18 protein-coding genes are annotated in these 20,814 nt (G+C 73.7%); 5 read left to right on the plus strand and 13 right to left on the minus strand.

The genetic code is table 11. The features are described 5' to 3' along the window. Nucleotides 1–13 precede the first annotated feature (13 nt). The 9 genes from H299_RS0109855 to pgfA all read right to left on the minus strand — a co-directional run bounded on the left by H299_RS0109855 (nucleotide 14) and on the right by pgfA (nucleotide 12,468). Nucleotides 14–778, minus strand: a complete 765-nt coding sequence (locus H299_RS0109855; RefSeq protein ID WP_027748278.1) for an FkbM family methyltransferase — start codon at nucleotides 776–778, stop codon at nucleotides 14–16. Continuing rightward, entirely contained in the window at nucleotides 775–1,002 is a 228-nt protein-coding gene (locus H299_RS0109860; RefSeq protein WP_027748279.1) for a Trm112 family protein, read from the minus strand. The genes H299_RS0109855 and H299_RS0109860 overlap by 4 nt, the downstream gene beginning before the upstream one ends. Continuing rightward, entirely contained in the window at nucleotides 989–2,299 is a 1,311-nt protein-coding gene (locus H299_RS33185) for a DMT family transporter (RefSeq protein WP_078512604.1), read from the minus strand. The genes H299_RS0109860 and H299_RS33185 overlap by 14 nt, the downstream gene beginning before the upstream one ends. A gap of 40 nt (nucleotides 2,300–2,339) precedes the next feature. Beyond that, nucleotides 2,340–3,194: a class I SAM-dependent methyltransferase gene (locus H299_RS0109870; RefSeq protein WP_078512605.1), complete on the minus strand. Its 855-nt coding sequence runs from the start codon at nucleotides 3,192–3,194 to the stop codon at nucleotides 2,340–2,342. Next, nucleotides 3,191–4,687 carry a condensation protein gene (locus H299_RS33190; RefSeq protein ID WP_486587220.1) on the minus strand — a complete coding sequence of 499 codons (1,497 nt, stop codon included), beginning with the start codon at nucleotides 4,685–4,687 and terminating at the stop codon, nucleotides 3,191–3,193. The genes H299_RS0109870 and H299_RS33190 overlap by 4 nt, the downstream gene beginning before the upstream one ends. Beyond that, nucleotides 4,684–9,183: an alpha-(1->3)-arabinofuranosyltransferase domain-containing protein gene (locus H299_RS33195; RefSeq protein ID WP_051262291.1), complete on the minus strand. Its 4,500-nt coding sequence runs from the start codon at nucleotides 9,181–9,183 to the stop codon at nucleotides 4,684–4,686. The genes H299_RS33190 and H299_RS33195 overlap by 4 nt, the downstream gene beginning before the upstream one ends. Further along, nucleotides 9,180–9,908, minus strand: a complete 729-nt coding sequence (locus H299_RS0109885) for a class I SAM-dependent methyltransferase (protein ID WP_027748281.1) — start codon at nucleotides 9,906–9,908, stop codon at nucleotides 9,180–9,182. The genes H299_RS33195 and H299_RS0109885 overlap by 4 nt, the downstream gene beginning before the upstream one ends. A gap of 8 nt (nucleotides 9,909–9,916) precedes the next feature. Then, nucleotides 9,917–11,188: a glycosyltransferase family 4 protein gene (locus H299_RS33200; RefSeq protein ID WP_051262292.1), complete on the minus strand. Its 1,272-nt coding sequence runs from the start codon at nucleotides 11,186–11,188 to the stop codon at nucleotides 9,917–9,919. A 224-nt stretch (nucleotides 11,189–11,412) separates the two neighbouring features. Beyond that, nucleotides 11,413–12,468, minus strand: a complete 1,056-nt coding sequence (pgfA, locus tag H299_RS0109895; RefSeq protein ID WP_078512606.1) for a cell envelope lipid trafficking protein PgfA — start codon at nucleotides 12,466–12,468, stop codon at nucleotides 11,413–11,415. Nucleotides 12,469–12,669: 201 nt separating this feature from the next. On the opposite strand from pgfA, the gene H299_RS38220 reads away from it, so the two are divergent. From H299_RS38220 to H299_RS0109910, 3 genes are all read left to right on the plus strand, one after another. Continuing rightward, nucleotides 12,670–12,909 (plus strand): hypothetical protein, encoded by a 240-nt coding sequence (locus H299_RS38220; protein ID WP_078512607.1) that lies wholly within the window; start codon nucleotides 12,670–12,672, stop codon nucleotides 12,907–12,909. Nucleotides 12,910–12,949: 40 nt separating this feature from the next. Continuing rightward, nucleotides 12,950–14,146 carry a PucR family transcriptional regulator gene (locus H299_RS0109905; RefSeq protein WP_051262344.1) on the plus strand — a complete coding sequence of 399 codons (1,197 nt, stop codon included), beginning with the start codon at nucleotides 12,950–12,952 and terminating at the stop codon, nucleotides 14,144–14,146. Nucleotides 14,147–14,379: 233 nt separating this feature from the next. Next, the gene (locus H299_RS0109910) at nucleotides 14,380–15,399 is read left to right on the plus strand and encodes an alcohol dehydrogenase catalytic domain-containing protein (protein ID WP_027748284.1); all 1,020 of its coding nucleotides are present in this window, start codon (nucleotides 14,380–14,382) and stop codon (nucleotides 15,397–15,399) included. 43 nt (nucleotides 15,400–15,442) lie between these two features. On the opposite strand, the gene H299_RS0109915 is transcribed toward H299_RS0109910, so the two are convergent. After that, entirely contained in the window at nucleotides 15,443–15,871 is a 429-nt protein-coding gene (locus tag H299_RS0109915) for an organic hydroperoxide resistance protein (RefSeq protein WP_027748285.1), read from the minus strand. Between the two features lie 93 nt (nucleotides 15,872–15,964). Continuing rightward, nucleotides 15,965–17,005 (minus strand): MDR family NADP-dependent oxidoreductase, encoded by a 1,041-nt coding sequence (locus H299_RS0109920; protein ID WP_027748286.1) that lies wholly within the window; start codon nucleotides 17,003–17,005, stop codon nucleotides 15,965–15,967. Between the two features lie 99 nt (nucleotides 17,006–17,104). Between H299_RS0109920 and H299_RS33205 the strand changes: the two genes are divergently transcribed. Next, nucleotides 17,105–17,587, plus strand: a complete 483-nt coding sequence (locus H299_RS33205; RefSeq protein WP_051262293.1) for a MarR family transcriptional regulator — start codon at nucleotides 17,105–17,107, stop codon at nucleotides 17,585–17,587. A gap of 30 nt (nucleotides 17,588–17,617) precedes the next feature. Here H299_RS33205 and H299_RS0109930 read toward each other — a convergent pair whose 3' ends face one another. Further along, nucleotides 17,618–18,544, minus strand: coding sequence for an SGNH/GDSL hydrolase family protein (locus H299_RS0109930; RefSeq protein WP_106965769.1), 927 nt, complete (start codon nucleotides 18,542–18,544; stop codon nucleotides 17,618–17,620). Between the two features lie 298 nt (nucleotides 18,545–18,842). Between H299_RS0109930 and H299_RS0109935 the strand changes: the two genes are divergently transcribed. Next, entirely contained in the window at nucleotides 18,843–19,340 is a 498-nt protein-coding gene (locus H299_RS0109935) for a DUF3145 domain-containing protein (protein WP_486587221.1), read from the plus strand. A gap of 141 nt (nucleotides 19,341–19,481) precedes the next feature. On the opposite strand, the gene H299_RS0109940 is transcribed toward H299_RS0109935, so the two are convergent. After that, nucleotides 19,482–20,789 (minus strand): beta-ketoacyl-[acyl-carrier-protein] synthase family protein, encoded by a 1,308-nt coding sequence (locus tag H299_RS0109940; protein ID WP_027748289.1) that lies wholly within the window; start codon nucleotides 20,787–20,789, stop codon nucleotides 19,482–19,484. Nucleotides 20,790–20,814 lie beyond the last annotated feature (25 nt).

Raw genomic sequence — 20,814 nt, forward strand, 5'->3', positions numbered from 1 at the left:
GCGGCGGGCCGGATCAGGCGGCGCCCGGGGCGCGCCCGTCGGCGAGGAACAGCGCGGAGTTGACGTAGCGGCGGTGCGGTGCCAGCGAGCGGCGCAGCAGGCCGTCGTCCGCCACGTGCCCCGTACGCTGCTGGTGGCCCGCGAGGTCGAAGCCCGCGAGCGGGACCCAGTCGCGCCCCGGGAGTACCCAGCCGGTGTACCCGTGCGCCGCCAGGAAGTCGAGCACCGGCTCCAACGGCTGGATGCGCACCTCGAGTTCGATGAAGAGGGCGGGCCGCTCGCGCCGGATCGTCTCCTCCGCGCCGCGCAGCATGGCCAGTTCGCTGCCGTCGACGTCCACCTTGAGCAGCGAGACCTCGGTGAGCGCCAGTTCGTCCAAGGCGAGGCACGGCACGTCCAGCGTGGTGCCGTGCACCTCGCGGCGCACCAGGGAGGACACGCCGCGGTCGCCGCGGCCGTTCGCGGGCAGCCACAGCCTGGCCGTGCCGCTGTGGTCGGTGGCGGCGGCCTGGAGGACCTCGACGTGGGAGGGCGTGGTGGCGCGCAGCCTACGGGCGAGGTGCGGCACCGGCTCGACGGTCACCACCCGGTCCGCCCGCGCCGCCATCCTGCGGGTCCACGGCCCGTACCAGCCGCCGACGTCCACGGCGGTCCCGCCGCGCGGGCAGAAGTCGGCGAGCCGCCGCAGCTCGGGCTCGAAGCGCGGGTAGAGGAGGTCGGTCGCCGAGGCGAGCACACGGGGCGGCAGATGGGGGGCGAGACGCGCGGCCAGGGTCACGACGGGGGCTCCTCGGGGACGGCGACGCGTGGCAGCAGCTGCTCGTGCTCCTCCTCGGTGACCTGCTCGCCGGAGGAGGGGAGGAGCTGCGGGATGCCGTCGACGACGGGGTAGCGGCGGCGCAGCCGGGGGTTGTAGAGGACGTCCTCGGGCTGGAGGAGGGTGAGCGGGCCCTTGTCGAGCGGGCACGCGAGGATCTTCAGGAGCGGGTCATCGAGCGACATGGGGACGGCCTTTCGTACGGTCCGGGGCGGCACGCGCGCCCGGTCTCGTGAGGGTGGCGGGCTCGGCGGCCGGGGCGGGCTGCGCGGGTGGAACAGGGCTGCGGGCTTCGGGAGGCGGGGCGGGCGAGGGGGGCTCGGCGGCGTCGCCGTCCGCGTCCCGGCGAGCCGGGCCGGGCTCGGGCCCGGTGTGCGGGAGAGGGTCCGGTTCCGGTTCCGGTTCCGGTTCCGGCTGTGGCCGTGGTCGGGGCGCGGCGGGCGGCGGCGGGTCGTGGGTGCCGTTGGGGCCTGCGGCGGAGATCGGCCTTCCCGCGGCGGGCAGAGCCGGGGCCACCGGGGCTCCGTCTCTCCGTTCCGCTCCGTCCTCCCGAACCGCCGCGTCCTCGGCGGTCACCCCGTCCGCCGGCGCCTCCGCGCCGTCGGCCGGCTCCTCGTGCCGCGGCAGCGCCAGCAGCACCGACACGGCCAGCGCCGCCCCGCCCACGCGCAGGGCCAGCCGCAGCGGTTCGTCCGGCAGCGGTTCGGAGAAGGCGACCGTGCCGCTCACGACGGTGTAGAGGAAGGTCACCGTCGTGCAGACCGGCACGATCAGCGAGGCGCGGCAGCGCTGGAGCGCCGTCTGCGAGAGCACCAGCCCCGTCGAGCCGGTGACCATCAGCAGGTAGGGATACGGCGAGGTCAGCACGTCGGCGGCCATGCCGCCCAGGTCGCCGGGGTCGAGCAGCCCGGCCACTCCCTTGATGGCCAGCGAGCTGACACCGTAGAGGAAGCCGACCGCGACGCCGTACGGCACGCCCGCCGTCGGCAGCCGGTGCCGTCGCCGTGCGCGCCGCTCCGCCGAGAAGAAGATGCCCAGGCCCAGCGCCAGCGACGGTACGCAGATCAGCAGCATCACCGGAGCGGGCGCCAGCCTGCTGATCTCCTCCGGGCTGCCGCGCAGCGAGAAGACGATCATCACGAGGGCCACCACGATCGCCACCATGCTCTGGCGCTCCCGCCCGGAGGTCCGCTCGCCGAGGAAGCGCGCCGAGAGCAGCAGCAGCATCACCAGGCCGGTGACGAAGAGCCCCTGGGCGGCGATCAGCGGCAGCGTCCGGTAGACCGCGAGCTGCGCGGCGAACCCCAGCAGCAGGGAGGCGGCCCCCAGTATCCACAGCGGGCTGCGCAGCAGGTGCACCACCAGCTTGCCCGGTGCTCCGGCGGACAGCGGCGGCAGGGCGGAGAGCGCCCGCTTCTCGATGACGAAGCCCGCGCTGAAGAGGAGGTTGGCCAGCAGCGCGGAGGCGACCCCCCAGATCATCAGTCACCCCGGCCTGTTCGCGGTGCCGTGGCGCGGGCCATCACAGGCGCCGCGCGTGGACGAGCAGGATCGAGGCCAGCGACGGAGCCCGGCAGGCCAGCCGGTCCAGCGGGCGCAGCGGGCGCGGCACGTCGTGGTACGGCGCGCCCGTCATCCGTACGACCTCGAAGCCGGAGGCGGGCAGCAGCGAACGCAGGGCGCGCGCGGTGTAGAGCCGCAGATGGCCCACGACCTGGGAGCCGGGACGGCCGTGGATGCCGCGCAGGCTCACCTCGGAGAAGACCGGCTGCACCCCGGCGAGGATCAGGCCGCGGTTGTACCAGGCGGCCAGGTTGGGGGTGGACAGCAGCAGGTGGCCGCCGGGGCGCAGCACGCGGCGCAGCTCGTCCAGCGCGGCGTCCGGGTCGACCAGGTGCTCGATGACCTCGCTGAAGAGGACCGCGTCGGCGACGCCGTCCGCGAACGGCAGCCCCGGGTCGGTGAGTTCGCCGCGTACTGCCGTCAGGTGACTGCTGGCCCGGCGCAGCGCGTCCTGCGACCAGTCGACGCCGACGATGCGGTGCCGGTTCAGGACGCGCGCGGCCGTGGCAGCCGCCGAGCCGTCGCCGCAGCCGACGTCCAGCACGGTCTGCGGTACGGGGCCCAGGGCACGCGCCAGGATCGCTGCCTGGCGGCGGCTGCGGTCGGCGCCGGAGGCGACCGGGGTGGCCGGGTCCTCGTAGAGGTCGCGCAGCTGGGACGGGCGCCGCGCCGTGGCGGTGCGCGCGCCGCCTGCCGCGTCCGTGGCCGCCGCGCCTGCGCCTGCCCGTGCCGCCCCTGCCCCTGCCCCTGCCGCCCCTGCCCCTGCCGCGCCCGCGCCACCCGCCGCGCCCGCTGCTTCCGTCGGCGGTGTCATCCGCCGTCACCTCCCGGTCCCGGTGTGTACGAGGTCGACTCCAGCGCGCGGGCGAAGAGTTCGCCCAGCTCCCGGCCCGCCGTGTCGTCGAACCGGGCGTGTGCCCAGCGCAGCGCCAGCTGGAGCCGCCCGCCGGTGGAGACCGTGGTCACCGACAGCCCGCGCGGCGAGCGCGCGGGCGCGGAGAACCAGACGGCGCTGGCCCGGCCCGCGTCGCCGAAGTCCAGCGCGTACGGCACCCGGCCGATGTTGGAGAGCAGGGTCGTGGACGCCCAGGGCCCGGCCCCCGTACGCAGCGCCCGGGTGTAGGCGGCGCGCAGCCCCACGGGCAGCAGCGGGGTGGTCAACAGGTCGCCGCTGAAGCCGAGTTGCGGCCGATCCGCCCGCTTGAGCGCGCGGGTGCGGGCGGCGGTGGCGCGCAGCAGCGTCTCGACGGCCTCCCGGTCCGGCACGTCGGTGGCGGTCAGCCGCTCGTGCAGCTCCCGCTCCTCGTCGCCGAAGGTGACCTCGACCAGCCGGGTGCCGTTGCCGATCGGCATGTCGACGGTACGCGGCCGGTCGTCCACCGGCATCGTGATCCGCACCGGGCGCCGGGGCCGCGCGTGCTGCCGGTTCCAGCGGGCGGCCATGATCCAGGTGGCGACCAGCAGTTGGTCGTTGACGGTGTAGGCGGTGGTCCCGTCCGGTGCGCGCGGCGGCCGGGCGGGGACGGGCAGGTCGGTGACCAGCATCCCGTTGCCGCCGGTTCCGCGCGGCGCGCGGCGCACCCCGGTGTCCGGGGCGATGCGGGCGGGGCGCGCCCACGCGGAGGTCGCGGGCGGCGGCACCGGATCGGGCGTGCCGCCTCCGCTCCGCAGGGGCGGCGGGGCGGGCGAGTTGTCCGTACCGCCGTAGAGTTCGGCCGCGGTCGCCAGCACCCGCAGGCAGGCGGGGCCGTCGAGCGCGGTGTGGTTGATGGTGGTGAGCAGCACCCAGCCGCCCTCGCGGGCGAGCGCCTCGATCCGGATGGGGGGCGAGGCGGTCAGCGGGGGGCAGTCGGAGAGCGCGCGGCGGCGGGCGTCCTCCAGGGTGCCGCCGGGGTAGGACACGGGGTCGCCGTCCGGGCCGTCGGTCAGCTCCCACACGTAGCGCCGGTGCCACCAGCGGGAGGGCGCCTGCCGTACGAGGATGCGCGCGTGCCGCCGCAGCGCGCCGGCCACGGCGCGCCGCAGCCGGTCGGGATCGGGCCGGTGGGGCAGGTGGATCTCGATGTGGACGGTGTCGGGCTCGGCCTCGTCCAGGCAGTGCCGGGTGATCTCGTCCACGGTGGGGAAGGGCGTACGCCCGGTCGTCGCGGCGCGCGGCGCGGTCGCCCCGACTGCCGCCGTCCCGCCCGCCCCTCCCGGCGGGTCTGCCCGCCGGGAGGGGTCCGCCAGGGATTCGGGAGTGCCGGGGGAGGCCGGCCGCCCCTGGGGGGCGGCCGTACCGTCGAATCCCTGCTGTGCCGCTGTCATCGACCGGGTTCCTCCCCGTGTTGCGGGTTGCCGTGCTGCGGGTCACCCGGTGCTGCGCCGCCCTGCGCCGAGTCCCCCGGCTGCGGGTTCTCCCCGGCCTGCCGCTGCGGCAGCGGCGGCGGTGTGTAGGGCGTACCCAGCGGCGGGGTGGGCGTACCGGCCGGCACCGGTCCGGCCGCGACGGGCGGCCCGGCGGCCTGCGCCGGATCGCCGAAGGCGGCGGGCCGTGGCCCGTATCCGCCCCCTGCCGGTACGCGCAGCACCTCCGTGTCCCCGTTGGCCGCCGGGTCCTCGTCCGCGTCGAGGTCCTCGCCCCGTCCGGGCAGGGTGACCAGCGCCGCCGAGACGGCGAGCAGCGCGAGCGCCTGGGCGACGTGCCCGAAGGCGCCCTCGCCCTCGCCGATGCCGGAGCCGCCGCCCGTGCCGGCGCCGATGGCCGCCGCGACACCCGCGCCGGCCATCGCGACCAGCGCCGTGGGCACCAGCAGCGCCGGGCGGAACCGGGCGACCAGCGCGAGGGCCGGGACGATCAGCGCGTACGGTCCCGCGACGAGCGCGATCACCAGGGTGAGGGCGAGCGTGCCCAGCACCCAGCCGGGGGCGGGCACCGTGCGGGTGCCCTGCGTCTCGTCCGCGCCCAGCGGGGTGCCGCCGCGACGGCGGACGAAGGCGAGCCCGAGCAGGGCCGCCAGTCCGATGCCGCCCGCGACGAGTCCGCCGACGTACCAGGTGGCGGGCTGGTACTCGAGCTTGACCACGCCGCCCTGGCCCTCCGGGACCAGGAAGCCCTGCTGCCAGCCGTCCAGGCGCACCGACTTCAGCTTCCGGCCGTCGAGCGTGGCCGACCAGCCGTCGTTGACGTTCTGGTGCGTCTGGAGGTACGCGGCCTCGCCGCTGCCCACGCGCACCGTGCGGCTGTCGCCGGACCAGTCGGTCGCCTCCACTTCGCGCGGGGCGTCCGCGGTGGCGCCGGTGGGCACCGCGCCGCGCGCCAGGGTGAGGTCGGTGATCGCCAGCGGACCGGTGCCCGCGGTCTCCACGGTGTGCGTTCCGCTCCTGAGCGCGACCGTGCCGTCCTTCTCGTCGCCCGCGCACAGCTCGACGTCGAGCGGCTTGCGGTCGGTCAGGTCGCTGACCTTGCCGGACACCTTGGTGGTGTGCAGCGTGCCGTCGATGGCGACGGCCGGGCCCCGGCCGCAGGCGAGGGTGAACTCCTCGTCCGGGTCGGCCGCGGGCGCCCGCAGGTCGTCCAGCGCGGGGATGTGGATCTCGCTGAGGCCGACCGGGAGCTGGAGGTCCTTGTCGACGAACGGGTTGTGCACGGTCTTCTTCTCGGTCTTGGTGACCGTGATCTCCAGCGAGTCCGTGTCCATCTCCTCGAAGCGGGCCCAGCCGTTCTCGTCGACGGACGTGGTCACCGCCCCGTCCGGCGAGCTGAGCCGCACCTCGGTGGGGCGTGCGGTGATCCCGCTCGCTCCCGCCAGCACCAGCTCGGTGATCTTGCGCTTCTCCGGCCACTGGAGCCGCACGGTCGGGTCGCTGCCCGCGATCCAGGCGGTGGTCAGGTCCGTGTCCACGAGGCTGCGCGGGCTGGTGGAGGGGCTCAGCCTGCTGGTCGAGTCCGCGGTGGCGGTGAGCCGGTCGCGGGAGCCGGGGGCGACCTGGTCGAGCAGCTGGTCCAGCTCCTCGCCGGGTACGGACAGGGCGCGCGCGCCCAGCTCGTAGTCGTCCGCCCGCTCGGTCTGGAACTGGCGGTGCAGCCCGGACTCCGCCGGGGCGCCCAGCAGGCCGCCCGGGTCGCTGGCGCGGTGCAGCGAGACCAGCTCACTGCCCGCGTCGCCGTTCTTGGCGTCCTGCGGGAGCCGCAGCAGCTTGGTGACCTGCACGTCGGGCACGGAGATCTCCGAGAAGCCCGCCCCGGCCAGGCCCGGCTGGGCGCCCTCGGTGCCGGTGATGGTGACCTTCAGCCACTTCGCCGCGCCCTCGGGCGCCTTGATCTCCTGCTGACCGCCGCCCCGCTGGAGCGTGCTGTCGGCCGTGCCCTCGTTCGTCTCGACGCGGACGCTGGTGGGCATCGCCCGCACCTGGTCGCCGGGCAGCGGGGTGACCTGGAGCTTCTTGGGGAGGTCGGTCGGCTCGTCGAACTCGATGCGGACCCACTGGCCGTCGGCGTTGCCGGCGGTGCCCTCGGCCCAGGCCGTGTCCGGGTTGCCGTCGAAGGCGTTGACCGGCTCGAACTGGGGCAGGTGGAAGAGCCAGTTGCCGCTGCTGGAGGCCGTCACCGACTTCGCGCCGCGCAGCTTGGCGGTCGTCTGGTGCTCGACGCCCTCGCTCGGCAGGATCTGCTTGGGCTTCTCGCCCGCGTCCTGGGCGCTGTCGGGGTGGTTGCGCTCCTCGGGCCCGTACGTCGCGGAGGTGTTGTGGTTGATCAGCCCGAAGCGGGTGTCGGCCCGCCGCAGCCCGTCCGCCTGCACCTGGAGCGTGGGGTCGGACAGTCCCGGGTGCTCGTCCCCGGCCAGTACGGTCGGCCGCCCGGCGATGCGCGGGTCGGCGGCCAGCGGCAGCAGCGACTCGGGGCCGCCGCTGAGCACGGCCGTGTCCGAGACGGGCATCGCCGCCACCTCACCGGGGCGGTCGGGCGCCGTGGCGCCGGCGGGCGCGTAGATCTCGACGGCCTGCGACTGCGGGTAGAGGCCGCTGATCTCGATCGGGGTGCCGGAGGGGATGGTGCCCCCGGTCATCTTCGGACCGAACCCCTTCACCTTCTTGTACCCCGAAGACTCCAGGGTGCTCTTGACCACCTGCGGCGGCACGTAGCCGACCTCGTCGGGGTCCAGGTCGTTGCGCACGACCACGTGGAACAGCCCGGCGCGGGCCAGGAATGCGGACAGCCCCGGCACCTCGCCGCCGGAGACGAGCGCCTCCTCCACCGCGTCGAGCGCGCGCCGGTTGCCAGGCGTGCCGAAGGGCACGTAGTCGCGCTGCGCCCACGGCGAGTCGGCGAGTACGTCCAGCGGCTGGTCGATGGGGGAGCCCCAGTCGTAGATGCCGTGCGCGGTCGCGGGGGTGACGTAGGCGCGGGACTTCGCGGAGTTCTCCTCCAGCCAGTCCGCGGTCTGCTCCCAGTGCCGGGGCAGCTTGTCGTACGCGCCCGACTGGAGGATGTCGCCCTTGAGGAACGGGGAGAGGAGTCCGGGCAGCACCAGCAGCGCGGCCACCGCAGGCAGCCACCTGCGGCCCGTGCGCTGCCAGGCGGGGGTCCGCCCGTCGTCCTCGCGGGCCGAGGAGAGGCGGCCCACCAGGTGCGCCAGCCCCAGGGTGAGCGCGAGGGCGAGGCCGGGCTGGAACTTGTAGATGTTGCGGAAGGGGCGCAGCGTGCCGTCCAGCCAGCCCTGCACGGTGTCGGCGAACGGGCCGCCGAGCCCGCCCGCGTAGCCCGCGAGGGTGATCCCGACGACGGTCACGGCGGTCAGCACCATCCAGCGGCGCTCGGGCAGGTCGCGGCGGGCCAGTCCGGCCAGCCCGATCGCGGCGGCGCAGGCGCTCGCGAGGATGGCGAACACACCGGTGGCCATGGCCCAGCCCGCGGGCAGCCACGGCTCGCCGTAGCTGAGGTAGGCCGTCCAGTTGCCCGCGCCGCGCAGCATCTCCGTCGCGGACATGGTGCCCGTGGTGGTCTCCGCCTGCTCGACGTACGGCATGAAGTCCTCGCCGTACGCGCCCAGCAGCAGCAGCGGGACGACCCACCACAGCGTGGCCAGCAGCACGCCCGGCGTCCACCAGGCGGCCAGCGTGCGCCGCCGGCGGCCGGTGCGGGTGAGGATGTACAGCCCCACCGGCAGCAGCGACGCCAGCGTCGAGGCCGCGTTCACCCCGCCCATGAAGGGGATCAGCAGCGCGGACCGCGCGGCGGCCACCCGGGGGGAGGCGGTGAGCGAGGTGAGCGGCAGGATGACCCACGGCAGCATGGCGCCGGGCAGCGCGGCGGCGGAGGTGGAGCCGACGACGATGGTGAACGTCGGCCACAGCGCGTACGCGGCGGCGCCGACCAGCCGGGAGCGGTGGGTGCCGATGCCGAAGCGTTCGGCCAGCCGCAGCGCGCCCCAGAAGGCGGTGCTCACGATGAGCGACAGCCACAGCCGCTCGGCCAGCCAGGTGGGTATCTGGAGCAGGTCGGTCAGCGCGTAGTAGGGGAGCATCGGGAAGGCGTAGCCGACGTACTGGTCGGTGATGCCGCCGAAGCCCGCCTGGTCGTGCCACAGCCCGCCCAGGTCGCCGAGGAACCGCCAGGGGTCGGTGAAGACCCCCAGCTTCGTGTCGAAGGTCATCTTCCCGGGCGAGGTGACCAGGAACGCGACGAACGCGGTCAGCCAGAAGCCGAGCAGCCAGCGCCGGTCGCGCGGCCGGTCCTCGGGCGGGGGCGTGCCGGGCGCACGGGCGTGCTGCGGCCGTCCCGGGTCCGCGGGGGCGGGCGGACTGATTGCGCTGGTGGTCATCGTGGGCACCGCCGGAGGATGAGGAGGAGGTTCCAGGTGGCGATCTCGCGGAGCAGCGGCACGCGGGTGATGACACCTGGCAGGAAGGGCCAGTAGCGGGACCGCGCCGCGAGGACCTGCACGTCGTCGCGGGCGCGCACCTGGCGCAGGGTGGGACCGATGTGCACGGCGAAGAGGTTCTCGCCGAGGGTGTGCTTGGCGTCGCGGCCGGTGCGCCGCCGGTAGCGGGCACGGGCGCGGTCGGCGCCGAGATAGTGCCAGGGGGCGGTCTCGTGACCGCCCCAGGGCGAGTACCAGTTGGTGAAGGAGAGGTAGATCAGCCCGCCCGGACGAGTCACCCGGACCATCTCCGAGACGAAGGTGCGCGGGTCCGCCACGTGCTCCAGGACGTTGGAGGAGAAGCAGACGTCGGCGACTCCGTCGGCCAGCGGCAGCAGATAACCGTCGGCGCGGACGGCGCCCTGCGGGGTACGGCCGCCCGCGAGCAGTTCGGCCGGGTCCGGTTCGAAGAGGAAGCTGTCGGCGCCGCGGCGGCGGAACTCCTCGGTGAAGTGCCCGCTGCCGCCGCCGACATCGACCACGGTCGTGCCCGCCAGCGGCTGGTAGCGCTCGATCTGCTGGGCGGCGTCACGGGCGAGCAGGCCGTAGCACTCCTCCGGTTCGCTCTGCTCCCGCAGGAAGGCGCGGAAGAGGGCGGCGGATCGTCTGAACGAGGGGTCGCGCACGGCTGTACTCACCCCTGCTGACCGGAAGTGCGGGAGCCGCGCCGGGGCGCGGGGCCGAAGAGCGCGGGCGCGGGCGCGGCGGCCGGGGACGGCACGGCCCGTACGGGAGCACCGGCCGCGGCGCCCCCGCCCGCCCGCGCGTACGCCTCGGCCGCCACCGCGCGGAAGCTGCGTACGGTGTCGGCCCAGCGGAAGCGGCGCGCCCGCAGTTCAGCGGCCCGGCCCAGCGCCGCCCGCCGCTGTGCGGAGAGGGCCACCGCACACCAGTGGGCGGCGAACGAGCTGTCGCCGCGGGCGAGCAGTCCCGTACGTCCGTCCTCGACGGAGTCGCGCAGGCCGGGGATGTCGAAGCCGACGGCGGGGGTGCCGCGGGCGGCGGCCTCGGTGACCACCAGGCCCCAGCCCTCCACCATCGAGGGGTGCAGCAGCAGCCACGCCTGGCACAGCAGCCGGTGCTTCTCGGCCTCGCTCACATGGCCGGTGAAGGTGACCGACGGGCCGGCCATCGCCTCCAGCCGGGCCCGCTCCGGGCCGTCTCCGACGATGACGAGTCTGCCGCCGGTGACCGGGCGTACCCGCTCCCACAGCCGCAGCAGCAGATCGACCCGCTTGTACTCGACCAGCCTGCCCATGGCCAGGAACAGCGGTTCCGGGGCCTTGGGCAGCAGCGGTCCGGGGTCGTCCACACCGTTGTGCACGATGCGGATCTCCTCCTGCGGCACGCCGAGCGCGGTCAGCGCGGCGGCTGTGGACCCGGAGACCGCGATCTTGAGATTGCGCCGGTGGTTGCCCGCCAGCGCCCAGTGCTCCAGCCGACGGCCGAGCCGGGCGGCCGGGGCCGGGTAGCGCATGCCCCACAGGTCGGTGTGCACATGGTTGACCAGGCACAGCGTCGGACCGCGGTGCCACAGGGGCGCGAGGTAGGGCATCCCGTTGGAGACCTCGACCAGCAGGTCGCAGTCGCCCACCTGGCGGGCGAAGGCGCGCCGGGCGCGCAGGAAGTGGTCGGCGTCGCCGCCCGCGGACACCACGCGGTAGTCGCGGTACGCGGCCGGGCCGCCGCACAGCAGCGTGACCTGGTGGCCGTGGGCGGTCAGGCCCTCGGCTATCCGGTCGATGAGCAGCTCGGAGCCGCCCGCGGCCGGGTTGCCCAGATCGCGCCGGGCCAGAAAGACGATGCGTCGCGGGTGCCCCGGCTCGGCGGCGCGCGGCTGGCGCACGGCTGCCTTGGGAGCGGCGCCGCGCGGGGGTACCAGGGACGGTCGTACGTGCTGGGGCATCTGCGCTCCAACTCGTCTCAGGGTGCGGTTCGTACAGGGACTCGTGCGGGGAATTCGGGAAATGCGCGGCGGGCCGGGAACTGCTGCGGACGGCTCGCCGGAATGCTGCGGGATGGTGCGATCCGGGGCGGGATGCGCTGTGGTCGGCTCAGTGTTCGCTCACCGGGGCGCGGGGGCTACTCACCGGGATGACAATTTTCGGTACCAGCAGCACCGACGGTTCATCACATTGCGCTCTCGGAGGAGTTCTCCGCCTCCGGACGCCTCTGGACGGGCCTCGGCCCGCGACCGCGTACGACGAGCGCGCCGCCGGCCAGGGCGAGCACTCCGCCCACGGAGGCGCCCGCCACCGGGGCGGTCTCGCCGACGAGCTTCAGCTTGTCGCTGTCCTCGCGGGCCAGGTCGACCTGCTCGCGGTTGGTCTTGGCGGTGAACGCGATCTTGTCACTCTCGAGCAGGGTGACCCGGTCCTCCTCCCCGCCAGGAGCGCGCAGGGTGAGCTTCGGCGCAATGCTCACGTCGATGATCCGGCCGGTGCGCTCGTCGACGACGATGTCGATCTTCTTGTTGGAGTACCACTCCTCGGCGTTGACCTGGCCGCTCGCCGACTTGTCCACGAGCACCGCGGGCACCTGCCGGGTACCGACCTTGACCTGCTCCTTCAGCGCGCCGGAGTAGTGCATCCCCGAGTAGCCGGCGACCTTCTTGCGGCCCTCGTAGCGCAGCGGCACGGTGTCGCCCAGGGTGCTGTCCCACCAGGTGTAACCGCGCTCCTCCATGCCGAAGGGGAACTTCAGGTACGCCTCGCCCGCGAACCCCTCCGGCGACTCGCCGCAGCAGTGCACCGGCCGGTTGGTCTCGCGGTCGGTGACCCAGCGCTCCTTCTTCCACTGGAAGGACCGGCGCGGGTCCTTGAGCTTGAGCGTCTTAGGGTTGTCGATCGTCTGGGAGATGTTCCAGATCGCCACCCCCTGCTCCTCGCTCTTGGCGACGTCGCCCAGCACCCGGCGGGTGATCGTGAGCTTCTCGTCCTGCTTGGTGGCCACCGCCTCCTGGTCGAAGTAGCTGCCGGTGCCGGTCATGACCGTGGTCGAGTTGATGTCGATCGGCGTACGTTGCGCGCGGGGCTCGACGTACCAGGCCAGCAGCGGGGCCAGCACCAGCAGGAACACACCGAGTCCCAGCAGGACCAGCGAGAGGGGCGAGGCTCTCCTGACCGAGGACCGGGCGGGCGCTGCCGGGGACGGCTGACCGGTTGACGGAATGGCGGAACGGCGCATAGTAGGGCTCTCCGGGGTTCAGGCGATGCTGCGCGGGAACGGTGCGCGTTCAGGGGAAGACCTGGAAGGCTGCGTATGAGCCGGAAACGTAAGCGACGCCTTGACATGACGTCAATGCTTAATTGACACTCGGGTAACTTAGTAATTTCGGCCCCTGGGGCGGGGGCAGGTGCGCATTCACGAGGAAAGGTTTGCCGCGCCATGCACAGACTTCTTGTAGCTGCCCTCACCTGTGTCGCAGCCGCCGCACTCGCGGGCGGTGCGGCCTACGGCATCGTCGCGGCGCTCGACGCCACGCCGGAACAGCCGAACGTGCCGCTGGTGCAGTTCGGCACCTCGGCGCCCGAGCCGCGCTCGCCGTCGCCCTCGCCCTCGGAGGACCCCTCGGGCTCGCCCGCGGCCTCGGGTTCGCCCACCGCGTCCCCGGGCTCCGGAGACTGAGCCGGTGACGGCCGACACGGTGCGCTCGGCCTGGCAGGACATGCCCCAGCCGCGCGTGCGGCAGTTCGCCGAACGCGCGCTCGCGGAGGTCCCCGTCCTCGCCGACGACATCCTGCGGGAGATCCGCCGCGAGTACCCCAAGCTGCCGCTCGCCCTCGACGACACGGGTGAGCCGATGGCGCTCATCGGCATCCGGCGCGCCCTCGAACTCTTCGTGGAGCACCTGGACCAGGGCCTGGACGCACCCCGCGTCCCCACCCAGGTCTTCCAGGAGTTCGGTCGCGGCGAGGTCCTCCAGGGCCGCAGCCTCGACTCGCTCCAGGCGATCTACCGGCTCGGCATCCGCCTCTCCTGGCGCCGCCTCGCGGCCATCGGCACGCAGATGGAGATCCCCGCCCCCGCGATGTACGAGCTGGCCGACGCGGGCTTCCAGTTCCTGGACGGCCTCGTCGAGGAGTCCGTGCGCGGGTACGCGGAGGCCGCCGCCCGGCGCGCCGGTGAGCGCCTGCGGCTTCAGCGGCGCCTCCTGGACCTGCTGCTCTCCGAGCACCACCGGCCCCCCGGCGACCTCACCGAACTGCTTGCCGACCGGGCCGCCCGGATCGGCTGGACGGTGCCCCGCACCGTCGGCGTCGCCGTGCTGGTACGGCCCGCCCGCTCGGCGGTGGCGCCCGCCGTGGGCGACGAGGTGCTGCTCGACATGGACTGCGACCAGCCCCGGATGGTGGTGCCCGAGCCGGACGCCGCCGGGCGGGCCGAACTGCTGCGCCGGGCCACTGCGGGCTGGTCGGGTGCGATGGGGCCGCAGGTACCACTGACCCAGGCTGCCAAATCGCTGCACTGGGCGCAGTCGGCGGTCGCGCTGATGGAGCGGGGGCTGCTGCCGAGCGGCGGCCTCCTGCACTGCACCGAGCACACCGAGGCCCTCGTACTGCTGCCGCCCGAAGAACTGATCGAGGACCTGGCCCGGCGGCGGCTGGCACCGCTGGCCTCCTGCGGGCCGACGCACGGCCGCAGGCTCGCGGAGACCTTGCTGGCCTGGCTGGAGACGCGGGGCGGGGCGCCGGAGGTGGCCGGGCGGCTCGGGGTGCACCCGCAGACGGTGCGCTACCGGCTGCGGCAGATCCGCGAGCTGTGGGGCGAGGACATCGACGATCCGGACAGCCGCTTCGAACTGGAGCTGGCCCTGCGCACCATGCGCCTGCGCGGGGAGCTGGGAGCGGTCACCGCGGTCTGAGGCCGCGGCCGGTGGCCGGTGCTCAGTGGTCGGTGTCGGTGGTCGGCCGGTGGTCGGTGGCTGGACGTCGGCAGTGGGTGGCCGGTGGTCTGTGATCTGTGGTCGGTACATGATCGCTGAGTGGTCGGCCGGGGCGGGCGGGAGCGGCAGAATTCCCCCAGCAGCAGGCCCGGTTCGGCATCCGGACCGGTGGCTGGGAGCACGCGACCCCCCCCGACAAGGCAGGCCAGACAGTGAGCGCATCCGCCCGAGCGATCGTCATCGACAGACCAGGCGAACACCGACTGGTGAGCGGACCGCAGGCCGAACCGGGGCCCGGCGAGGCACGGGTCGTCGTCCATGCCGCGGGCATCTGCGGCAGCGACCGGGAGCTGTACGACGGCACCCGAGCCGCGGGACTCGTCCGCTATCCCGTCACGCCGGGCCACGAGTGGTCCGGCACCGTGGACGCGGTGGGGGAGGGGGTGGCCGGAGAGTTGGTGGGGCGCAAGGTCGTCGCCGAGGGGTTCCGCGCCTGCCTCACCTGCGAGCGGTGCCGTGAGGGCGCCACCAGCCTGTGCACCCGGGGATACGACGAGACCGGGTTCACCCGGCCCGGCGCCTTCGCCGACTCGCTGCTGGTGCCCGCCCGGCTGCTGCACGTCCTCCCGGACGACGCGGACCTGCGGGCCGCGGTGCTGCTGGAGCCCGCGGCTGTGAGCGCCGCCGCCGTACTCGCGGGCGTGCCCCGGCCCGGGGACCGGATCGCGGTCGTGGGCGCGGGCACGCTCGGGCTGCTGGCGTTACAGCTGCTGGCGGCGTACTCGCCCGAGGAACTACTCGTGATCGACCCCCGAGTCCAGCGCTCCGAACAGGGACTGACAATGGGCGCCACCCAGATCGGCACCCCGGCGGAGAACGGAGCCTCGCACGGGCGCTTCGACCTCGTGGTCGAGACCGCCGGTGCGCCCAGTACCGCGCAGGACGCCTGCCTGCTCGCACGGCGCGGCGGTCGCGTCGTCCTCGCGGGCATGTTCGGGTCGGAGGCGGAGGGGATCGACCCGGGGCATCTGGTGGGCAGCCAGCTCACCGTCCGGGCGGTCTTCGGCGCCTCCTCCTCCGCCTGGTCCCACGCCGTCCGGGCGCTGGGCTCCGGGCTGCTCGATCCCGCACCGCTGATCACCCACGAACTGCCGCTGACCGGCTTCGCCGAGGCCATCGCGCTGGTGGGCGGCGCGCACCCGGCCGTCGGCAAGGTGCTGCTCACGCCGTGACCGGGAGCCGTCCCCGCACCCCGTGCGGGGACGGCTCCGGCGGTCAGACGACGGAGAGCGTGACCTCGATGTTGCCCCGAGTGGCTTGGGAGTACGGGCACACCTGGTGCGCCTTCTCCAGCAGCTGCTCGGCCGTGGCCGCATCGACGTTCGGGATGCTGGCGCGGAGGGCGACCGTCAGGCCGAAGCCGCCGCCGGGGGTGCCGCCGATGCCGACCTCGGCCGTCACGGTGGAACCGGTGATGTCCGCCTTCTCCCTGCGGGCGACGACGCCCAGCGCGCTCTGGAAGCAGGCGCTGTATCCCGCGGCGAAGAGCTGCTCCGGGTTCGTCCCCGCCCCGCTGCCGCCCATCTGCTTCGGCGGGTTGACGACGACGTCGAGCTGGCCGTCGCTGCTGGAGACGCGGCCGTCCCTGCCGCCCTCGGCGGTGGCCACCGCGGTGTACTTGACGTCGATCGGCTGGATGGACATGAAATCCTCCTGATGCGTGCGTGTGAGCCAGGGTCCGCGCCCACCAACCCCGATGGCCCGTGGTGAGGTTACCCGCCTGCTCCGTCCAGCGGCTCAGCCGCCCAGACGGACCAGGGTCTTGCCGGTGTTCTCGCCCCGCAGCATGCCGAGGAAGGCGTCGAGCGCGTGGTCGATGCCCTCCACGACCGTCTCGCGGTACTTCAGCTCGCCGGAGCGGACCCAGGAGGAGACCTCCTCCACGAACCTCGGCTGAAGATCCGAGTGGTCCGTCACGATCATGCCTTGCAGCCGCAGCCGCTTGCCGATGATCAGCGCGAGATTGCGCGGTGCGGCGGGCGGCTCCGTCGCGTTGTACTGCGCGATCATGCCGCAGATGGTGGCCCGCCCGTGCAGCTTGAACGAGCTGAGCGCCGCCTCCAGATGATCGCCGCCGACATTGTCGAAGTAGACGTCGATGCCGTCCGGTGCGGCCTCCTTGAGCTGTGCCGTCACCTCGCCCCGCTTGTAGTTGAAGGCCGCATCGAAGCCGTACTCCTCGGTCAGCAGCCGGACCTTCTCGTCCGAGCCCGCGCTGCCGATCACCCGCGAGGCGCCCTTGAGCCGGGCCAGCTGGCCCACCTGGCTGCCGACCGCGCCGGCGGCACCGGAGACGAAGACCGCGTCACCCGGCTTGAAGGAGGCCACTTCGAACAGCCCCGCGTACGCCGTCAGCCCGGTCATGCCCAGCACGCCCAGATAGCTGCTCAGCGGCGCCACCTCGGAGGAGACCGCGACGGTGTGCCGGGCGTCCAGCGTGGCGAACTCGCGCCAGCCGAGGCCGTGCAGCACGTGGTCGCCGGGGGAGAGGCCGGGGGCGCGGGAGGCGAGCACGACACCGACCGCCCCGCCGTCCATCGGGTGGTCGAGCCGGAAGGGCGGGACGTAGGACTTCATGTCGTTCATCCGGCCGCGCATGTAGGGGTCGACGGAGAGGTACAGATTGCGCACCAGGACCTGGCCCTCGCCGGGGGCGGCGACCGGGGCCTCGCGGAGCGCGAAGTCGGACGGCTCCGGCCAGCCCTGCGGCCGGGCGGTCAGGTGCCACTCGCGGCCGGTGGCGGGCAGCGGCCCGGCGGACGGGCCGGGAGGTGACATGGGTGGGGTCACGGGGGGAGCCTCCAGAATGCTTCAGGTACTGAAACAATAATGACCCTGGATATTTCATGTTGTCAAGCAATTGGGTACGCTGGTGGCATGGCACCCCGCACACCCCCGGCTGATCCGCTCACCGCCGAGGTCGTCGACCTCATCGGCAGCGTCGTCGCGCGGTACCACGAGGAATACGAGCTGGCCGCGGCCGAGCACTCCCTCACCGGCGCCCAGGCCCGCGTCCTGGCGCTGCTCGCCCGTGAGCCCACGCCGATGCGCAAGATCGCCCGGGCGCTGAAGTGCGAGCCGTCCAACGTGACGGGCATAGTCGACCGGCTGGAGGCCCGCGGCCTGGCCGAGCGGCGCCCCGACCCGGCGGACCGCCGGGTCAAGGTCGCGGCGGCGACGGCCGAGGGCCGTGCGACGGCCGGGCTTCTGCGCGGCTCGCTGGATTTCGCCCGGGAGCCGCTCGCCGGGCTCACTTCACTGGAGCGCAAGCTGCTGCGCGACCTGCTGCGGCGCATGCTCGGCGACACCGACACCGACACCGACACCGACACCGACACCGACACCGACACCGACGGCTAGAGCAAGAGCAAGAGCTGGCGAGCGGTGCGCTCAGGGTGCCGTGATCCGGCGGTAGGCCAGCTCGGCCAGCTTGCGCTGCCCCTGCTTGCTGGGGTGGAACCAGTCCCAGCGGCTCAGCTCGTCACCCGTGAAGCGGTAGTCGAAGACGGCACCGCCGTCGTAGCGGCACAGCTTGTCCTTGGCGCAGACGTCGCCGAGCGCGGTGTTGTACGCGACCACCCGGTCGTAGACCTGCTGCCGGCGCTCCACCGCGGCCTTGTCGGTCGCGTCCGGGTCGCTCAGCATGGACTGGCAGATGCCCAGCCGCCATACCTGCATCCGCACGCGGTCCTTCCGCCCCTCGGACCACAGGCGCTTGAGGTCGGGCACGCTCGAGACGTACACCTGCGCCTTCGGCCGGGCGGTGCGGAGTGTCCGCAGCGACTCCTCGAAGTCCGCCCGGAAGTCCGCCACCGGAGTCATCTCGGCCACCGTCGGGCGGCACGCGTCGTTCGATCCGGCCATCACGGTCACCAGGTCGGGATCGTGTGCCGCGGCCTTCTCCATCTGGGCCGGCAGATCCGCCATCACCGAGCCGGTCTTCGCGACGTTCCAGCTGCGCGCGGCGGGATTGTCGAGGAGTTGGCCGGCGAGGCTCCTGGTCTCCGGGTCCTGGCCGGTGACCCAGGAGGCCTCGGGGCAGTCGGACAGCAGGGAGCACGCGTCGAAGCCCCGGCTGATGGAGTCGCCGACGGCCGCTATGGACTCGGGGCGCCGGTCCCAGGCGGGCGAGGGTGAGGGCGAGGGGCGTGGCGAGGTCTTCGCGCCGCGGGCCTCCGGCCGGGAGTCCCCGCTCCCCGCGTCGTCGTCGAAGGCGCCGTACGCCAGGCCGCCCAGGAGCAGGGCGAGTAGCGCGCCCATCGCCAAGACGCGGGACAGGCCCGTGCCGTCCGTCTGTGCCCCCCGGCTGCGCCCCATGCCACTCCCCTTGATTCCTGGTCCCCCGTCCGACGGTACGTCACTCGGCGCCGTCCGCCGCAAGGTAGCTTTTCCTCAGAGGTCGGAGCGGCGTCCGGCGGCCGGTTTCCGGATATTACGTCGCGTCACCCCATGTCCCTTTACGGGATAATTGCCCACGGTGGTGTTTACTGTTCGTAACCTCGGGAGCTGGTGGAGGCATGCTCGGGGTGCAGAATGTCAGGCGCTGATCCGGCGCATGACCGGCAGGAATCGGGGCCGCTGGGAAAGCGGCGCTCGAACCGCACTGGAGGTCCCGGTGACGACGACACGTGGAGTTCTGTTCGTGCATTCCGCGCCCCGCGCGCTGTGCCCGCATGTCGAATGGGCCGTCGCGGGCGTCCTCGGCGCGCGCGTCAGTCTCGACTGGATCAGACAGCCGGTCTCCCCCGGCACCTGGCGCGCGGAGTTCTCCTGGCAGGGAGATCCGGGTACCGCCTCCAAGCTGGCGTCCGCGCTGCGTGGCTGGCATCTGCTGCGCTTCGAGGTGACGGCCGAGCCCTGCGCCACCGCCGAGGGCGAGCGCTACAGCTCGACCCCCGGGCTGGGCATCTTCCACGCGGTCACCGGCATCCACGGGGACATCCTCATCCCCGAGGACCGGCTCCGCGCCGCCGCGGCCCGTTCCTCGCGCGGCGAGAGCGACCTGGAGGCGGAGATCTCCCGGCTGCTGGGCAAACCGTGGGACGACGAGCTGGAGCCCTTCCGGCACGCGGGTGAGGGCGCCCCGGTGCGCTGGCTGCACCAGGTGGTCTGACCGCGCGGGTCCGCGACGGCCGGAGGCCCGTCCGCACGAGCTGTGCGGACGGGCCTCCGTGGTGAAGCGGCGTCCCGGATCGCCGGGTCCCGGGCCGTACGGCTGGTCACGCCGTACGGCCCGGAAATCCGTGCGGCTGGATCACACCGTGCGGAAGGCGAGCACGACGTTGTGCCCGCCGAAGCCGAACGAGTTGTTGAGTGCGGCGATCCGCCCCTCGGGCAGCGCCCGCGCCTCGCCCGTGACGATGTCGGCGTCCGCCTCCGGGTCGAGGTTCTCGATGTTGATCGTCGGCGGTGCGATCCGGTGGTACAGCGCCTGCACCGCCGCGACCGACTCGATGCCGCCCGCGCCGCCCAGCAGGTGACCGGTCATCGACTTCGTGGCGGAGACCGCCATGTGGTCGACGTCGTCACCGAAGACCTTGCGCAGCGCCTTCAGCTCCGCCACGTCGCCCTGCGGGGTCGAGGTCGCGTGCGCGTTGACATGCGCGATCTCGGCGGGCTTGAGGTCGGTGCTGTCCATCAGGCTCTGCAGCGCGTGCGCGATGCCGCGGCCGCTGGGCTCGGGCTGGGTGATGTGGTGACTGTCGGCGGAGATGCCCTGCCCGACAGCCTCCGCGTAGACCCGCGCGCCGCGCCGGGCGGCGTGCTCCGCGGACTCCAGCACGAGCACGCCCGCGCCCTCGCCCAGGACGAAGCCGTTGCGCGCCTCGTCGTAGGGGCGCGACGCGCCCTGCGGGTCCTCGTTGTTCTTGGACATCGCCATCATGTTGCCGAACGCGGCGATGGGCAGCGGGTGGATCGCCGCCTCCGTGCCGCCCGCGACGACCACGTCGGCCCGCCCGGTGCGGATCATCTCGATGCCGTACCCGATGGCCTCCGATCCGGACGCGCAGGCGCTGACCGGAGTGTGTACGCCGGCGCGGGCGTTGACCTCCAGCCCGACGTTGGCGGCGGGGCCGTTGGGCATGAGCATCGGCACGGTGTGCGGGGAGACGCGGCGTACCCCCTTCTCCCGGAGCACGTCGTACTGGTCGAGCAGGGTCGTGACGCCCCCGATGCCCGAGGCGATGACCGCGCCGAGGCGGTCCGGGTCCACCAGCGGGCCGGCCGGGGCGCCGTCGGCGGCCTCGTCGCCGGAGGCGGCCGTCGACTCCCCTGCCCGGCCGGTGAAACCGGCGTCCGCCCAGGCTTCCCGGGCCGCCACCAGCGCGAACTGCGCGGAGCGGTCCAGCTTCCTGGCCTGCGGCCGGGGGATGACGGTGCTCGGCTCGACCGCGATCTGCGCGGCGATCCGCACCGGCAGCTCGGCGGCCCAGTCCTGTTCGAGCCTGCTGACACCGGACTGTCCGGCGACCAGGTTCGCCCAGGTCGACGTACTGTCGCCACCCAGCGGTGTGGTTGCGCCGATACCGGTGACGACCACGGCGTGGTGGGTCGCGTTCATCGGGATACTTTCTCCACAGTTGGAA

This window comes from Streptomyces sp. CNH287 (assembly GCF_000424825.1).

Coding starts and splice junctions, on each gene's coding strand:
- H299_RS0109940 (WP_027748289.1), bottom strand. CDS start 20,789: ATGAACGCGACCCACCACGCCGTGGTCGTCACCGGTATCGGCGCAACC.
- pgfA (WP_078512606.1), bottom strand. CDS start 12,468: ATGCGCCGTTCCGCCATTCCGTCAACCGGTCAGCCGTCCCCGGCAGCG.
- H299_RS38220 (WP_078512607.1), top strand. CDS start 12,670: ATGCACAGACTTCTTGTAGCTGCCCTCACCTGTGTCGCAGCCGCCGCA.
- H299_RS0109870 (WP_078512605.1), bottom strand. CDS start 3,194: ATGACACCGCCGACGGAAGCAGCGGGCGCGGCGGGTGGCGCGGGCGCG.
- H299_RS33205 (WP_051262293.1), top strand. CDS start 17,105: ATGGCACCCCGCACACCCCCGGCTGATCCGCTCACCGCCGAGGTCGTC.
- H299_RS33200 (WP_051262292.1), bottom strand. CDS start 11,188: ATGCCCCAGCACGTACGACCGTCCCTGGTACCCCCGCGCGGCGCCGCT.
- H299_RS33195 (WP_051262291.1), bottom strand. CDS start 9,183: ATGACCACCAGCGCAATCAGTCCGCCCGCCCCCGCGGACCCGGGACGG.
- H299_RS33185 (WP_078512604.1), bottom strand. CDS start 2,299: ATGATCTGGGGGGTCGCCTCCGCGCTGCTGGCCAACCTCCTCTTCAGC.
- H299_RS0109905 (WP_051262344.1), top strand. CDS start 12,950: ATGCCCCAGCCGCGCGTGCGGCAGTTCGCCGAACGCGCGCTCGCGGAG.
- H299_RS0109915 (WP_027748285.1), bottom strand. CDS start 15,871: ATGTCCATCCAGCCGATCGACGTCAAGTACACCGCGGTGGCCACCGCC.
- H299_RS0109920 (WP_027748286.1), bottom strand. CDS start 17,005: ATGTCACCTCCCGGCCCGTCCGCCGGGCCGCTGCCCGCCACCGGCCGC.
- H299_RS33190 (WP_486587220.1), bottom strand. CDS start 4,687: ATGACAGCGGCACAGCAGGGATTCGACGGTACGGCCGCCCCCCAGGGG.
- H299_RS0109860 (WP_027748279.1), bottom strand. CDS start 1,002: ATGTCGCTCGATGACCCGCTCCTGAAGATCCTCGCGTGCCCGCTCGAC.
- H299_RS0109930 (WP_106965769.1), bottom strand. CDS start 18,544: ATGGGGCGCAGCCGGGGGGCACAGACGGACGGCACGGGCCTGTCCCGC.